Genomic DNA, 14,568 nt, shown 5'->3' with positions numbered 1-14,568 from the left:
CCGGCGCCGCCGTGCCCGCGGTCAGATCCTGCGCGCCTTGGGTGGCGCGGGGCGCCTGCGGTATCCCTCGGGCGGCGGCACGTCGTCCCAGGTGCCTGGCGCCAGGCCCTGCAGCGCGTAGGGCCCGACCGCCGCGCGCACCAGGCGCAGCGTGGGGTGGCCGACGGCGGCGGTCATGCGCCGCACCTGGCGGTTGCGCCCCTCGCGGATGACCAGCTCGATCCAGCTGTCGGGCACGCTCTGGCGCACGCGGATCGGCGGCTCGCGCGGCGCCAGCGGCGGCGCCGTGTCCAGCAGGCGCGCCTGGGCGGGCAGGGTGGGGCCGTCGTTCAGCAGCACGCCGGCGCGCAGGCGCGCCAGCGCCGCATCATCCGGCACACCCTCGATCTGCACCCAGTAGGTCTTGGGCATCTTGTGCCGCGGATCGCTGATGAGCGCCTGCAACTGCCCGTCGTTGGTCAGCAGCAGCAGGCCCTCGCTGTCGGCATCCAGCCGGCCGGCCACATACACACCCGGCACGTCGATGAAATCCTTCAGGCCACGCCAGCGGCCCTCGGCGGTGAACTGGCTGAGCACGCCGTAGGGCTTGTAGAAGCGCAGCAGGCGCCGGCCGGAGAGCGTGGAGGCAGGGGGCAAAAGGGGCGGCGGGGCGGAGGGCATGATGTGGGGGCGAAGGCAAAGGGAGCACGAACGCCCGGTGCGCAGTGTAGGAAAGCCGCAGCCTGGATGCGCCGCCTGGGCGGGTTATGCGGTTTGGGGATGAAGCCATGCGCGCTCCGCGCATTGGGTCATAATCCACCGCCATGCCCTGTGCGGCGCCGCGCCATCCGCGCGACTCGCCGACAGGGCATTGCCACGTTTGGCACCGGCGTGCCTGCGCGCCGCCGGGCCGTGGTACATGCGCTGCCCACAAGGTGCGCGCCGGTCCCATGGCCACCCGGCCGGCAGCGGTTGCCGCACCGGCCGCACGATCCGGCGTCCGCCCGCGGCGGTGCAGCCGTTCGTGCCAGCCACATTCCTTTTTTCCTTCTTGTTTTCTTTCCTTCCGACCACCATGCGCCAAGAAAAAGACTTCCTCGGCATCAAGACCATTCCTCCCGACGCCTACTGGGGCGTGCACACGGCCCGCGCCGTGGAGAACTTCCCCATCACCGGCCACAGCGTGGCCCAGATGCCCGAGCTGGTCCGGGCCTTCGCCTTCGTCAAGAAGGCCGCGGCGCACGCCAACCTGCAGTTGGGCGCCATTGACCAGCGCCAGGCGGATGCCATCTCGCGCGCCTGCGACGACCTGATCGCCGGGCAGCTGCACGAGCAGTTCGCCGTCGACGTGATCCAGGGCGGCGCCGGCACCTCGACCAACATGAACGCCAACGAGGTCATCGCCAACCGCGCCCTGGAGCACCTGGGCCTGGACAAGGGCCGCTACGACGTGATCCACCCGAACGACCACGTCAACGCCTCGCAAAGCACCAACGACACCTATCCGACCGCCGTCAAGATCGCCACGTATTTCGGCATCCAGACGTTGCTGTCGTCCCTGGCCGCGCTGCGCGGCGCCTTCGAAGCCAAGGCGCGCGAGTTCGCCAAGATTTTGAAAGTCGGCCGCACCCAGCTGCAGGACGCCGTGCCCATGACGCTGGGCCAGGAGTTCGAGGCCTTCGCCGCCATGATTGCCGACGACGAGCGCCGCCTGCGCGAGTCGGCCTACCTGATGTGCGAGATCAACATGGGCGGCACGGCCATCGGCACCGGCATCAACGCGCCCGTGGGCTACGTGGACGTGGTCACGCCGAAGCTGGCCGAGCTGTCGGGCGTGCCCGTGAAGGCCGCCGGCAACCTGATCGCCGCCACCTCGGACACCGGCGCCTTTGTCGACATCTCCGGTGTGCTCAAGCGCATCGCCGCCAAGCTGTCCAAGATCAGCAACGACCTGCGCCTGCTGTCCTCGGGCCCGCAGGCCGGCGTGGGCGACATCCAGCTGCCGGCGCGCCAGGCCGGCTCGTCCATCATGCCCGGCAAGGTCAACCCGGTGATCCCGGAAGTCATGAACCAGGTGTGCTTCGAGGTCATCGGCAACGACGCCGCCATCACCATGGCCTGCGAGGCCGGGCAGCTGCAGCTCAACGCCTTCGAGCCGCTGATCGCCTGGGCGCTGCACAAGAGCCTGCACCACCTGAGCCGCGCCTGTCACACGCTGCAGGTCCACTGCGTCGAAGGCATCGTCGCCAACCAGGATCTGCTGACCCAGCGCATCGCCTCGTCGGTGACGCTGGTGACGGCGCTGAACCCGCTGATCGGCTACGAGAAGGCGGCGGCGATCGCCAAGGCGGCAATCGCCAGCGGCAAGCCCATCGCCCAGGTGGCCGAAGACCTGGGCATCATGAGCCAGGCCGACATGGCCAAGCTGCTGGTGGCCGAGCGCCTGACGCAGGCCGGGGCGCTGAGCGCGTCCCATTGAGTTTGCTATAAAAAAAGGAGCTAAGCGCCTATATAAATAAAGGGCTGAAGGCTGTTTTGGCCTTCAGCCCTTTATTCTTGGCGCGTTCAGCGCACCTGCTCGGACTCGATCACCGTGTCCAACACGTAGGCGTGGGGAGCTGCGTCAGCCGGCAATGGCGGGCGCAGCGTGAAACGGTGCAGGCGCAGCACCTGGCGCATGCCGGGCTGGAATTCGAAGCCCTCGATCTCGCCCTGCAGGGGCTGCCACTGGCCGGTACTCTGGCGCACGCCGTTGTCGCCGTAGCGCACCTCGCGTATCTGCAGGCACTGCGCGCCAGGCATCAAGGGGTGGCTGCAGGACACGCGCTGCGGCCCCACTTCCAAAAACACCCGCTCGCCCGGGCCACCGTAGCGCGACTGCGGCGTGGCCGTGCCGGTCATCTCCCAGCGCGTGCCGTCGCCGAAGTGCAGTACCAGCAGCGGCGGGCCGCCGGCGTTGCCGCGCAGCTCGTAGGTGGCAGGCGCGCTCAGGTAAAGCGCCATGTTCTGCTCCAGCTCCGTCAGTTGCTGGTTGGCGCAGGCGCGCTTGGTGGCGGCGCCGGGCAGCAGCAGCATGGTGCTGCCCTGGATCTGGTAGCCGCTGCTGACCACGTTGCACAGGTTGTGCACCGTCAGGCGCCCGCCCTCGAAGTGCAGGCGCGGAGCGCGCTGGCCGGGGATGCGCCAGCGCGTGTCGGCATTGCCCTGGCGGTCGGCCATGGATACCAGCTCCCAGTCGAAGGCCGCGATGCTGGGAGGCTGGCTGGAGGTCAGCGGAGTTGCGGGCATGGACGCCGGGGTGGTGGCCACCTGGCCGGGCTGGACCGGCGACTGGCTGGACGGCGCGGGGCCGCTGGCACAGGCCGCCATCAGGGCCGCCAGCGCCAGGGTGGAAAGGGTCTTGTACGCGGTCGTCGCACGCATGGAATCTCCTGTGTGAAGGGGAATGTGAGAAACGCGCGAGCGTAGCCGGGCATGGGCCAGGCAGGAGTAGGAAGCCAGCGCTTTATCGGGCACGGGCCGCGCTGCAGGCGGCCCATGAAGCACCGCCGCACGGAGGAAGCGCGGCGGCGGAGGACGAGCAGCTTACTTGCCCCAGGAATCCTTCAGCCCGGTGATGCGGTTGAACACCGGGCGCTGCGCCGTGTGCTCCACGCGGTCGGCGACGAAGTAGCCGAAGCGCTCGAACTGGAACTTGTCGTCCGGCTGCGCCCCCGCCAACGACGGCTCGACATAGGCGTTGACCACCTTCAGGCTGTCCGGGTTCAGCAGCGCCAGGTAGTCCTTGCCGCCGGCGTCCGGCTGCGGGTCGGTGAACAGGCGGTCATACAGCCGCACCTCGGCCTGCAGCGCATCCGCCGCGCCGACCCAGGTGATGGCCGCCTTGACCTTGACGCTGTCGGCGCCGGGCGTGCCGCTCTTGGTGTCGGGCACGACGCTGGCCAGCACGCGCGTCACATGGCCCTCGGCATCCTTCTCGCAGCCGGTGCACTCGATGACGTAGCCGCCCTTGAGGCGGACGCGGTTGCCGGGGAACAGGCGCTTGTAGCCCTTGGGCGGCACCTCGGCGAAGTCCTCGCGCTCGATCCACACCTCGCGCCCCAGGGTGAAGCGGCGCTCGGGCGCGGCGGCGCCGTCGGCCGCGTGGGGCAGGGCGGGCAGGGTGCAGTCTTCCAGGTGCTCGGCACTGCCGAAGACCTCGGCCCAGTTGGTCAGCTCCAGCTTGACCGGGTCCAGCACCACCATGGCGCGGTGTGCGCGGCCCTCCAGGTCGTCGCGCAGGCAGGCTTCGAGCAGCGCGTAGTCGATCCAGGCGTAGTCCTTGGTGATGCCGATGCGCTCGCAGAAGTCACGGATCGCCTCGGGCGTGAAGCCGCGCCGGCGCAGGCCGACGATCGTGGGCATGCGCGGGTCGTCCCAGCCGGTGAGGGTGCCGCTGTCCACCAGGTGCTTGAGCTTGCGCTTGCTGGTGACGACGTAGGTCAGGTTCAACCGGGCGAACTCGTACTGGCGCGGCTGCGGCGGGGCGATCAGGCCGCCCTCCCTCAGCCGGTCCAGCACCCAGTCGTAGAACGGGCGCTGGTCCTCGAACTCCAGCGTGCAGATGGAGTGCGTGATGTGCTCCAGCGCGTCCTCGATGGGATGCGCGTAGGCGTACATCGGATAGATGCACCACTGGCTGCCGGTGTTGTGGTGCTCGGCATGCTTGATGCGATAGATGGCCGGGTCGCGCAGGTTGATGTTGGGCGAGGCCATGTCGATCTTCGCGCGCAGCACGGCGGCGCCATCGGGCAGCTCGCCGTCTCGCATCGCGCGAAAGCGCGCCAGGTTCTCGGCCACGGCGCGGTCGCGGTAGGGGCTGTTGGTTCCTGGGCGGGTGAAGTCGCCGCGGCTGGCGCGCATCTCCTCGGGCGTCTGCTCGTCCACGTAGGCCAGGCCCTGCTCGATCAGGTACTCGGCGGCGCGGTACATGAAGTCGAAGTAGTTGCTGGCCCAATACAGGTTCTCGCGGCCGTCGGCATCCTTCCAGTCGAAGCCCAGCCAGTGCACGGCGTCGATGATGCCGTCCACAAACTCCTGGTCTTCCTTCTCCGGATTGGTGTCGTCGAAGCGCAGGTGGCAGGTGCCGCCATAGTCGCGCGCCAAGCCGAAGTTCACGCAGATACTCTTGGCATGGCCGACGTGCAGGTAGCCGTTGGGCTCGGGCGGGAAGCGCGTGCGGATGCGCGCCGGGTCCACGCTGCCCTGCGCGTGGTGCGCCGCGTCGCCTGGGGCGCCGCCCCAGTGGAGGCCGGCATGGGTGCCGCGGTCCAGGTCCGATTCGATGATCTGGCGCAGGAAATTGCTGGGTTTGACGGGTTCTTTTTCGGCGGGGGTGCTCATGGGAGGCGATTCTAGGATGGCCGCCTGGTTACGCCTGGTGACGCCGGGCCGTACGTTCCGAAACAACAAACCTGCACACTCCTGCCATCCGTTCAGCTACTTCGAGCGTTGTGGTGAACACAGCCACTGGTCCCTGGACCCACTGCGCGGCCTGGATTGCCGCCGCTATAGGAGAGTTCTCATGATTGCAACCCGTACCTGGATCACCTCGGCCGGCGTGGCGCTGGCGTTGCTGGCCGGCGCTGGTGCGGCGCAGGCGCGCAGCGATGTGCAATGGTCGATCGGCGTGGGCGTGCCCGGCGTGGTGGTCGGCGCTTCCGCGCCTGGCTACTACACCCCGCCGGCGCCGGTGTACTACACGCCGCCCCCGCCGGTGTATTACCGTCCGCCGGCGCCGGTGTACTACGCGCCGCCGCCGGTCTACTACCGCCCGCCGGCGCCGGTGTACGTGGCGCCGCGGCCGTACTACGGTGGCGGCTATTACCACCATCATCACCATCGCTACGGCGGGCGCGACTGGCGCTGACGCTGCGCCTGCCGCTTCCTTTGACGGCCCGCTCGCGCGGGCCGTGGTGCTTGTGGCGCCCGGATAATCGGCGGCCTTGACCTCGTCACACGTCCTTTTACCCCCGCCATGACCCACAAGACCGTTTTTGTCCTCAACGGCCCCAACCTGAACCTGCTCGGCACGCGCGAGCCGCAGATCTATGGCGCGCACACCCTGGCCGACGTCGAGGCGCTGTGCCATCAGGCCTGCGAGCGCCATGGCCTGGGGCTGGTGTTTCGCCAGAGCAACCACGAGGGCGAGCTGGTGGACTGGATCCACGAGGCCGGACGCCTGCACGGCCAGGGGGCGCTGGCCGGGCTGGTCCTGAACGCCGGCGCCTACACCCACACCAGCGTGGCGCTGCTGGATGCGGTCAAGGGCACCGGTGTGCCGCTGGTCGAGTTGCACATCAGCAACGTGCACGCACGCGAATCCTTCCGCCACCATTCCTATCTGTCGGCCGCCGCCCGCGCGGTGCTGTGCGGCTTTGGCGTGCAGGGCTATGCGCTGGCCATCGACGGGGTGGCGCAGTGGTGACCGAATCGCCCCTGGTGGCGCACTTGCGCGCCCAGGCGCGGCGTGTGGCGGTGCCCGGTCCGGGCGGCGACATGGTCTGGCATGCCTGGGGCGGGCCGACCGCTCAGGACCCGGTGCCGCTGGTGCTGCTGCACGGCGGCAGTGGCAGCTGGACGCACTGGGTGCGCAACATCGACGCGCTGGTGGCGGCCGGGCGCAGCGTCTGGGCGGTGGACCTGCCGGGCTTTGGCGACTCCGCCACGCCGCCCGCCGGCTCGGACGCCGACGCACTGGTTGCGCCGCTGGCGCGGGCAATGGGGCAGCTTTTCGGCGATGTGGCCTGCGACCTGGTCGGTTTTTCCTTCGGCGGCCTCACCGCCGGGCTGCTGCTGGCGGTGCACCCGCAGCTGGCGCGCCAGCTGGTGCTGGTAGGCGCGCCGGCGATGGGTGTGGTGCCGGCGCGGCAGTTCGAGCTGCGCGCCTGGCGGCATCTCCCGGCAGCCGAGCAGGAGGTGGCGCACCGCTTCAACCTGGCCGCGCTGATGCTGGCCGACCCGGCGCTGATCGACGCCGAGGGCGGCCTGGCGCTGGCGCTGCACCTGGAGAACATGCACCGCGACCGCATGCCGCGCCGGCGCCTGGCGCACACCGATGCCCTGGCGCGCGCGCTGCCGCACGTGCCATGCCCGGTGCACGCCATCTACGGCCGGGGCGATGCGCTGTACCGCAGCTGGATCACCGCGCTGCAGGACGCCTACGCCCGAGCCGCGCCCGACTTCCGCGGCCTGGCGCTGATCGAGGATGCCGGCCACTGGGTGCAGTTCGAGCGCCCACAAGCCTTCCACCAGGCGCTGCTGGCCGCGCTGCGCGCCGGTAGGGTTCCCGCGCCATGACGGCCGGCGCCCGCTCGGTGCTGGTCGATCCGGGCGAGGTCGAGTGCAGCGCGGTGCGCGCGCAAGGAGCCGGCGGGCAGAACGTGAACAAGGTCGCCAGCGCCGTGCACCTGCGCTTTGGCATCGCGGCCTCGTCGCTGCCGCCCGACGTGAAGGAGCGCCTGCTGGCACTGCGCGACGGGCGCATCACCCGGGACGGCGTGCTGGTGCTCAAGGCGCAGCAGTACCGCACCCAGGAGGCGAACCGCCAGGACGCGCTGCAGCGCCTGCAGGCGCTGGTGGACAGCGTGGCCACCGCCCCGCGCGTGCGCCGCGCCACCCGGCCGACGCTGGCCTCCAGGCAGCGCCGGCTGCAGGCCAAGAGCCGGCGTGCAGAGGTCAAGGCGCAGCGCGGGCGGCCCGGGCCGGGCAGTTTTTGAGCGCCCTGGCCGGTTTTCAGCTCAAATCGGCCTCTAGCCCTCATGGATACAGGGCGTGCAGCTATTAAAGATGTAGTGGATGGAACGTCGGCGGCGTTTCCTTGTCGCACTGACGGTGGCGCGCGCCGCGGCCGCGCCTTCTGTCTGCCGCCATGAAAGGACCGACCATGCCCCGCCCCGCCCCGCAAGGTGACCGCTTCGCGCCGCCGCGCGCCTCGTCTTCGGCCGCGTTCGGCTGGCTGGCCGCGCTGGCGCTGGTGGCAGCGGGTGTCGCCGGCTGGTGGTTCTGGTGGCGCCCGGCCCACATGGCGCCGCCCCCGGCCGTGGCCAGCACGCCGGCCGCCGACGTGGCGGCGCCACCCGCCGTGCCCGAACCGCCGCTGCACCACCCGATCGAGCCGCTGGCCGAGCAGGAGGCTCCGGCGGCACCCGGCGACGCGGACCAGCAGCTGCAGGCCGGGCTGGCGCAACTGCTGGGCGCGCGGCAGGTGGCGACCTTCCTGCAGCTGGACGGCTTCGCGCGCCGCGCGGTGGCCACCGTGGACAACCTGGCGCGGCCGCAGGCCTCCGCGCGGCTGTGGCCGGTGCAGCCCACACCCGGGCGCTTCACCGTGGACGGGCCGGCCGACGCGCACACCCAGACCATCGCCGCCGACAACGCCGGCCGCTACCGTGCCTTTGTCGCCTTCGCCGAAGGCGTGCCGGTGGACGCGGCGGTGCGGCTGTACGCGCGGCTGTATCCGCTGTTCCAGGCGGAATACGTCGAGCTGGGCTATCCCAACGGCTACTTCAACGACCGCCTGGTGCAGGTGCTGGACCACCTGCTGGCCACGCCCGAGCCCGCCGGCCCGCTGGCGGTGCAACTGACGCCGGTGGAGGGCGAGGTGCCTTCCCTGCAGCCCTGGGTGCGCTACGAGTTCGCCGACCCGCAGCTGCAGGCCTTGAGCAGTGGCCAGAAGCTGCTGCTGCGCATGGGCCCGGACAACGCCCGGCGGCTGAAGGCCGTGCTGCGCCAGGTGCGCCAGCGTGTGGCCACCGGCGTCAAGGCGCCCGGGTGATCGCGCCGGCCGGGTGGAAGAACGCGTCCAGCACCGGCGCCAGAGTCGGGAATTCTTCACGGAAGCGCGCGCGGTGCACGAAGTACGCCTCGCAGGCCACGGCGAAGAACTCGGCCGGCGCCGTGGCGCCGTAGGCGTCCAGCCAGGGCCAGGCGCCGCCGAAGCGCTCAGCCATGATGATCTGCTCGCGGAACTGCTCGTACGCCGGCTGCCAGGCTGCGCGCCAGACCGCGCGCGCCTCACGGGCGCTGGTGCTCCCCATAAAGCCGGGGGGCAGCGGCGGGCAGCCGTCGGCCTCTCCGCCGCACATGTCGATCTTGTGCACGAATTCGTGGATCACCACGCTGGCGGCGTGCTCGCGGCCGGCGCCGCTGGCGGCATCCACCGCCGGCCAGCTGAGCATCACCGGGCCGCCCTGCATGGCCTCGCCCAGCAGCACCTCGTCGTACTGGTGCACCACGCCGGCCTCGTCCACGGCGCTGCGCCGCGCCACGGCCTCGGCCGGGTGCAGCACGATGGTCACGAAGTCGTCGTACCAGGCCAGCGCCTGGCGCGGCGCGCCCCAGTGCAGCAGGGGCAGGCAGGCCTGTGCGGCAATCGCCAGCGCCATGGCGTCGGTGACTTTCAGGCCGTGCGCGCCGGTGAACTGCTTGGCGCGCAGGAACTGCGCGCTCAAGGCGCGCAGCCGGGCCTGTTCCTCCAGGCTCAGGACGGCGATGAACGGGTAGCGGCGCATGGTCTGCAGCCACAGCGCGGCCGGGATCTCGGGCACCGGCGCGAGCCTGCGGCGCAGGCCCTGCGACAGCCGTCCCAGCCAGCCCATGCCGTCAGCCAGCCGGCGCCAGGCGCTCGCAGCCGCCGCCGGCATGCAGGCGCAGCACGCCGGCGCGCGGCGGGGTGGCGCCCAGGTCCCAGTCGGTCAGCACGTGGCGCATGGCGCCGCTTGGCAGGCGGTGGTCGCCCGGCAGATGGGTGTGGCCATGCACCAGCGCGTCGGCGCGCGCGGCGTGCAGCCAGTCCTGCACCGCCTGCGCATCCACGTCGGCATAGACGGCCGTGCCGCCCTGCTTGCGCGATTCGCTGTGCTCGCGTGCGGCGCGGCCGGTGGCGCGGCGCTCAGCCAACGGGCGAGCCAGCAGCCGCGCCTGCCAGGCCGGGTCGCGCGCCTGGGCGCGAAAGCGCTGGTAGTCGACGTCGTCCAGGCACAGCGCGTCGCCGTGCGTCAGCAGCCAGCGCCGGTCACCCAGCTGCAGCACCGTCGGGTCGGCCAGCAGCGCGATGCCGGTGCGCCGGGCGAAGCCCTCGCCCAGCAGAAAGTCGCGGTTGCCGTGCATGCAGTAGGTGGGCCGCAGCGCGGCGGCGGCGCGCAGCCGCTCGGCGCAGTCGGCCTCGAAGCTGCCGGGCTCGTCCAGCGCGTCGTCGCCGACCCAGACCTCGAACAGGTCGCCCAACAGGAACACCGCGTCCGCCGATGTGGCGTGCAGATGAGCCAACAGCCGCTCGAGGGTGGCGGGCTTGCCCGGCTCCAGGTGTAGGTCGGACAGGCAGTCCACCGCGCGCCAGCCGGGCGGGGCGTGCAGCTCGGCCATGGGCGGGGCGGCGGTGGACATGCGCGTGGGGATAAAGGCGATCAGCCCTGGACGGCCACGGCCTTGTCGATGACCACCGAATCGAACGGCACGTCGTCGTGGTAGCCCTTGCGCGTGGTGCGCACCTTCTTGATGGCGTCCACGACGTCCTCGCCCTTGGTCACGCGGCCGAACACCGCATAGCCCCAGCCCTGCGGCGTGGGCGAGGTATGGTTCAGGAAGGTGTTGTCCACGGTGTTGATGAAGAACTGCGCGGTGGCGCTGTGCGGGTCGCCGGTGCGCGCCATGGCCACGGTGTACTTGGCGTTGGGCAGTCCGTTCTGGGCCTCGTTCTCGATCGGCGCCTCGGTGGTCTTTTGCTTCATGTCGGGCGTGAAGCCGCCACCCTGGATCATGAAACCCTTGATCACGCGGTGGAAGATCGTGCCGTCGTAGAAGCCCTGGTTCACGTAGTTCATGAAGTTCTGCGTGCTCTTGGGCGCGCGCTGGGCGTCCAGCTCCAGGGTGATGACGCCGTGGCTGACGGTGTCGCCCTCGGTGATGGTGACGTGCAGCTCGACTTCCGGGTTGCGGGTATCGCTCATGGCAAAGGGTCCTTTCGGGTTGGGAGGAAGGTGAAGGCGCGCGGGGCGCCGTCGTTTACTTGGGCGCGACCACCTTGGCCGACTGGATGAGCACTGGCGTCTGCGGCACGTTCTGGTGGCCGCCGCGGTTGCCGGTGGCCACGTTCTTGATCTTGTCCACCACCGCCTGGCCCTCGACCACCTTGCCGAACACGGCATAGCCATGGCCGTCGGGGTTGGGCGCGTTCAGCATGGCGTTGTCGGCCACGTTGATGAAGAACTGCGACGTGGCCGAGTTCGGGTTGCCGGTGCGCGCCATGGCGATCGTGTATTTGTCGTTCTTCAGGCCGTTGGCGGCCTCCAGCGCGATCGGCGCGCGGGTGGGCTTTTGCTGCATCTCGGGGGTGAAACCGCCGCCCTGGATCATGAAGCCGTCGATCACGCGGTGGAACACCGTGCCGTCGTAGTGGCCATCCTTCACATAGGTGAGGAAGTTCTCCACGGTTTTCGGCGCGCGCGCCGGGTCCAGCTGCACCACGATGTCGCCCATCGAGGTGGCCAGGCGCACCTGGGGGGCGGCATCGGCGGCTGCGGGCGATGCGGCGAGAACGCTGGCGCTCAGCGCCAGGCTGGCGCCGGCCAGCAGCAGGTTGCGTCGGATGTTCAGGAACATGGAAAGAGGCTCCGGGAAAGAAGAGGGTCCGCGCGGCGCGGCGCGGCGGCGCAGGCGAAGGGAAGGATCAGCGCGCCGCCGCCGGCTGCGCGTCGAGCAGGCCGCGCAGCGCGTCCACGCGCGGCGCCACACTCTTGGCCATGGCCGGGGCCAGCTGGCCGGCGCGCTGGTAGCTCTGCAGCGCCAGCCGCAGGTAGATGTCGCCCAGGTTCTCGTGCGCCACGGCGTAGTCGGGGCGGGCGCGCACAGCCATCTCCAGCGCGTCGCGCGCCTTGCCCAGCTCATTGCGGGCGGCGTACAGCACCGCCAGGTTGTTGTAGGGCTCGGGCAGCTCGGGGTAGGTCTCGGTCAGGTCGACCAGAGCGGCGATGGCCTCGTCCTGGCGGCCCAGCTGGGTCAGCGCCACGGCGCGCAGGAAGCGCAGCTGCGGGTCGCGCCCGTTCTGCTCAAGCCGCGCGTCCAGCTGCGTCAGCGCCTGCGCGTGCTTGCCGGCCGAAAGCAGCTGTTGCACGTCGTTGTACGTGGTGGGCGCGGCTTGCTGGGCGTGCGTGCCGGCGGCGGCCAGCAGCAGCGCCGCCAGGGCCGGCCGGACGAGGGAAAGCAGGGCGGGGCGGCGGGCAGACGTCATGCAGGTCCAGTCACGGGCAAAAGGAAAACCGGCGCGCCGCGGGCTGCGGGGGCAGGCTTATACTGCCGGCGATTGTAGCGAGGGGCCCCCGCCCGCCGGCCCCGGCGGCCGCACCCGCCCACCCCTTGCCGGCCCCGCCCGCCAGGCCATTCGACCTTCCTGCCTTCCCTTTCCCTTTCCCTTTTTCCGCATGAGCTTGCGTATCTACAACACGCTGTCGCGTGCGCTCGTGGACTTTTCGCCCCTGCAGCCCGGCCACGTGCGCATGTACGTCTGCGGCATGACCGTGTACGACCTGTGCCACCTGGGCCACGCGCGCTCGATGATCGCCTTCGACGTGGTGCAGCGCTGGCTGCGCGCCAGTGGCTACGCCGTGACCTATGTGCGCAACATCACCGATATCGACGACAAGATCATCCGCCGCGCCGTCGAGGGCGGCGAGAGCGTGCGCCAACTGACGGACCGCATGGTCGCCGCGCTGCACCAGGACGCCGGTGCCTTGGGCATCGAGCGCCCGACGCACGAGCCGCGCGCCACCGAATACGTGCCGCAGATGCAGGCCATGATCGCCCGGCTGCAAGAGCGCGGGCTGGCCTACCAAGCGGCAGGCAGCGGCGACGTGAACTTCGCCGTGCGCAAGTTTCCCGGCTACGGCCGGCTGTCGGGCAAGTCGCTGGACGAATTGAACGCCGGCGAGCGCGTGGCGGTGCAGGATGGCAAGCACGACCCACTGGACTTCGTGCTGTGGAAGAGCGCCAAGCCCGCCGAGCCCGACGAAGTGAAATGGGCCAGCCCCTGGGGCACGGGCCGTCCGGGCTGGCACATCGAGTGCTCGGCCATGGGCTGCGAGCTGCTGGGCGAGAGTTTCGACATCCACGGCGGCGGTGCCGACCTGGCCTTTCCGCACCACGAGAATGAGATCGCCCAGAGCGAGGGCGCCACCGGCCAGCCGTTCGCGCAGGTGTGGATGCACAACGGCTTCATCAACGTGGACAACGAGAAGATGTCCAAGTCGCTGGGCAACTTCTTCACCATCCGTGACGTGCTCAAGCGCTACGACGCCGAGGTGGTGCGCTTCTTCGTCGTGCGCAGCCACTACCGCAGCCCGCTGAACTACAGCGACGTGCACCTGGACGACGCCCGCGCCGCGCTGCGCCGGCTGTACACCGCGCTGAGCCTGGTGGCGCCGGCGCCCGTGCAGCAGATCGACTGGTCCGATCCCCACGCCGCGCGCTTCAAGGCGGCGATGGACGAGGATTTCGGCACGCCCGAGGCCGTGGCCGTGCTGTTCGAGGTGGCCGGCGAGGTCAACCGCGGCCGCTCGGGCGCCCTGGCGGGTCTGCTGAAAGCCCTGGGCGGCCAGCTGGGGCTGCTGCAGGCCGACCCGCAGGCCTTCCTGCAGGCCGGCGCCGAACTGGATGAGGCGGCGATCCAGGAGCGCATCGCCGCCCGCGCCGCCGCCAAGGCAGCAAAGGACTTCGCCGAGGCCGACCGTATCCGCGCCGAGCTGGCGGCGCGCGGCATCGTGCTGAAGGACTCCGCCGCAGGCACTACCTGGGAGGCAGCGCAGTAAATGCGGTGTTTGCAGTCAAATCGGCCGCTGGCCCTGGTGGAATAAGCGGTGGCAGCTATCAAAAAAGAAGCGCCGGCGCTGCTGCCCGGCCAGCCCGGCTATTGGCATGAGGCCTGCCGCCACCTGGCGCGCAAGGACCGGGTGATGAAGCGGCTGATCCCGCAGTACGGCGACGCCATGCTCAGCTCGCGCGGCGACGCCTTCGTGACGCTGGCGCGCAGCGTGGTCGGCCAGCAGATCTCGGTGAAGGCCGCGCAAAGCGTCTGGGACCGCTTTGCCGCGCTGCCCGCCAGCATGACGCCGGCCGAGGTGCTGCGCCTGCGCGTGGACGACATGCGCGCGGCCGGCCTGTCGGCGCGCAAGGTGGAGTACCTGGTCGACCTGGCGCTGCACTTCGACGGCGGCAAGCTCGAGCCCGCGCGCTGGCAGGACATGGACGACGAGGCCATCATCGCCGAGCTGGTGGCGATCCGCGGCATCGGTCGCTGGACGGCGGAGATGTTCCTGATCTTCCACCTGCTGCGGCCCAACGTGCTGCCGCTGGACGACGTGGGGCTGATCCGCGGCATCAGCCACAACTATTTCTCCGGCGAGCCCGTCAGCCGCAGCGACGCGCGCGAGGTGGCGCAGGCCTGGCGACCCTGGTGCAGCGTGGCCACTTGGTATATTTGGCGGTCTCTGGACCCCCTGCCGGTCAGCTATTGAAACAGCTCTTGGACCGCGTACAGCTTCTGGTGGCCACTGAAGT

The 14,568-nt window shown here is 70.4% G+C and carries 16 protein-coding genes; 8 read left to right on the top strand and 8 right to left on the bottom strand.

Translation table 11 applies throughout. The annotated features are described in order from the left end of the window. Positions 1–21 precede the first annotated feature (21 nt). Entirely contained in the window at positions 22–660 is a 639-nt protein-coding gene (locus tag BLQ61_RS10375; protein ID WP_091569620.1) for a pseudouridine synthase, read from the bottom strand. A gap of 394 nt (positions 661–1,054) precedes the next feature. Between BLQ61_RS10375 and BLQ61_RS10370 the strand changes: the two genes are divergently transcribed. Then, the gene (locus BLQ61_RS10370) at positions 1,055–2,458 is read left to right on the top strand and encodes an aspartate ammonia-lyase (protein WP_091569617.1); all 1,404 of its coding nucleotides are present in this window, start codon (positions 1,055–1,057) and stop codon (positions 2,456–2,458) included. 86 nt (positions 2,459–2,544) lie between these two features. Here the strand turns inward: BLQ61_RS10370 and BLQ61_RS10365 are convergent, their stop codons facing one another. Beyond that, positions 2,545–3,402 carry a DUF4377 domain-containing protein gene (locus BLQ61_RS10365; RefSeq protein WP_091569615.1) on the bottom strand — a complete coding sequence of 286 codons (858 nt, stop codon included), beginning with the start codon at positions 3,400–3,402 and terminating at the stop codon, positions 2,545–2,547. Positions 3,403–3,564: 162 nt separating this feature from the next. Continuing rightward, complete coding sequence (locus tag BLQ61_RS10360) at positions 3,565–5,361, bottom strand: glutamine--tRNA ligase/YqeY domain fusion protein (protein ID WP_091569612.1); 1,797 nt, start codon at positions 5,359–5,361, stop codon at positions 3,565–3,567. Positions 5,362–5,542: 181 nt separating this feature from the next. Here BLQ61_RS10360 and BLQ61_RS10355 point away from each other — a divergent pair, with 181 nt between their 5' ends. The 5 genes from BLQ61_RS10355 to BLQ61_RS10335 all read left to right on the top strand — a co-directional run bounded on the left by BLQ61_RS10355 (position 5,543) and on the right by BLQ61_RS10335 (position 8,794). Continuing rightward, positions 5,543–5,887 (top strand): hypothetical protein, encoded by a 345-nt coding sequence (locus BLQ61_RS10355; RefSeq protein WP_091569610.1) that lies wholly within the window; start codon positions 5,543–5,545, stop codon positions 5,885–5,887. 108 nt (positions 5,888–5,995) lie between these two features. Then, positions 5,996–6,445 carry a type II 3-dehydroquinate dehydratase gene (gene aroQ, locus BLQ61_RS10350; RefSeq protein WP_091569607.1) on the top strand — a complete coding sequence of 150 codons (450 nt, stop codon included), beginning with the start codon at positions 5,996–5,998 and terminating at the stop codon, positions 6,443–6,445. Next, positions 6,439–7,317 (top strand): alpha/beta fold hydrolase, encoded by an 879-nt coding sequence (locus BLQ61_RS10345; RefSeq protein WP_245703964.1) that lies wholly within the window; start codon positions 6,439–6,441, stop codon positions 7,315–7,317. The genes aroQ and BLQ61_RS10345 overlap by 7 nt, the downstream gene beginning before the upstream one ends. Next, positions 7,314–7,736 carry an alternative ribosome rescue aminoacyl-tRNA hydrolase ArfB gene (arfB, locus tag BLQ61_RS10340; protein ID WP_091569604.1) on the top strand — a complete coding sequence of 141 codons (423 nt, stop codon included), beginning with the start codon at positions 7,314–7,316 and terminating at the stop codon, positions 7,734–7,736. Before BLQ61_RS10345 ends, arfB begins: the two co-directional genes overlap by 4 nt. A gap of 167 nt (positions 7,737–7,903) precedes the next feature. After that, the gene (locus BLQ61_RS10335) at positions 7,904–8,794 is read left to right on the top strand and encodes a DUF3014 domain-containing protein (RefSeq protein WP_091569601.1); all 891 of its coding nucleotides are present in this window, start codon (positions 7,904–7,906) and stop codon (positions 8,792–8,794) included. Here BLQ61_RS10335 and BLQ61_RS10330 read toward each other — a convergent pair. The 5 genes from BLQ61_RS10330 to BLQ61_RS10310 form a co-directional block, all read right to left on the bottom strand. Further along, positions 8,778–9,617: a M90 family metallopeptidase gene (locus BLQ61_RS10330; RefSeq protein ID WP_091569881.1), complete on the bottom strand. Its 840-nt coding sequence runs from the start codon at positions 9,615–9,617 to the stop codon at positions 8,778–8,780. The two genes, BLQ61_RS10335 and BLQ61_RS10330, sit on opposite strands and share 17 nt — an antisense overlap. Positions 9,618–9,621: 4 nt before the next feature. Then, the gene (locus BLQ61_RS10325; RefSeq protein ID WP_091569598.1) at positions 9,622–10,404 is read right to left on the bottom strand and encodes a UDP-2,3-diacylglucosamine diphosphatase; all 783 of its coding nucleotides are present in this window, start codon (positions 10,402–10,404) and stop codon (positions 9,622–9,624) included. Between the two features lie 20 nt (positions 10,405–10,424). Next, positions 10,425–10,967 (bottom strand): peptidylprolyl isomerase, encoded by a 543-nt coding sequence (locus BLQ61_RS10320; protein WP_091569595.1) that lies wholly within the window; start codon positions 10,965–10,967, stop codon positions 10,425–10,427. Between the two features lie 55 nt (positions 10,968–11,022). Continuing rightward, positions 11,023–11,619, bottom strand: a complete 597-nt coding sequence (locus tag BLQ61_RS10315; protein ID WP_091569592.1) for a peptidylprolyl isomerase — start codon at positions 11,617–11,619, stop codon at positions 11,023–11,025. A 67-nt stretch (positions 11,620–11,686) separates the two neighbouring features. Beyond that, positions 11,687–12,247, bottom strand: coding sequence for a tetratricopeptide repeat protein (locus BLQ61_RS10310; RefSeq protein WP_091569590.1), 561 nt, complete (start codon positions 12,245–12,247; stop codon positions 11,687–11,689). 190 nt (positions 12,248–12,437) lie between these two features. Here BLQ61_RS10310 and cysS point away from each other — a divergent pair, with 190 nt between their 5' ends. Together cysS and BLQ61_RS10300 are read left to right on the top strand one after the other, a co-directional pair. Beyond that, positions 12,438–13,820, top strand: a complete 1,383-nt coding sequence (gene cysS / locus BLQ61_RS10305) for a cysteine--tRNA ligase (protein ID WP_091569588.1) — start codon at positions 12,438–12,440, stop codon at positions 13,818–13,820. A gap of 48 nt (positions 13,821–13,868) precedes the next feature. After that, positions 13,869–14,525, top strand: coding sequence for a DNA-3-methyladenine glycosylase family protein (locus BLQ61_RS10300; protein WP_425415616.1), 657 nt, complete (start codon positions 13,869–13,871; stop codon positions 14,523–14,525). The last annotated feature ends 43 nt before the right edge of the window (positions 14,526–14,568 follow it).

Source organism: Oryzisolibacter propanilivorax, assembly GCF_900103645.1.
In the GTDB taxonomy this organism is placed as follows: Bacteria; Pseudomonadota; Gammaproteobacteria; order Burkholderiales; family Burkholderiaceae_C; genus Melaminivora; species Melaminivora propanilivorax.
Note: the sequence above shows the minus strand (reverse complement) of the source record. Positions and strands in the feature narration are given on the sequence as shown.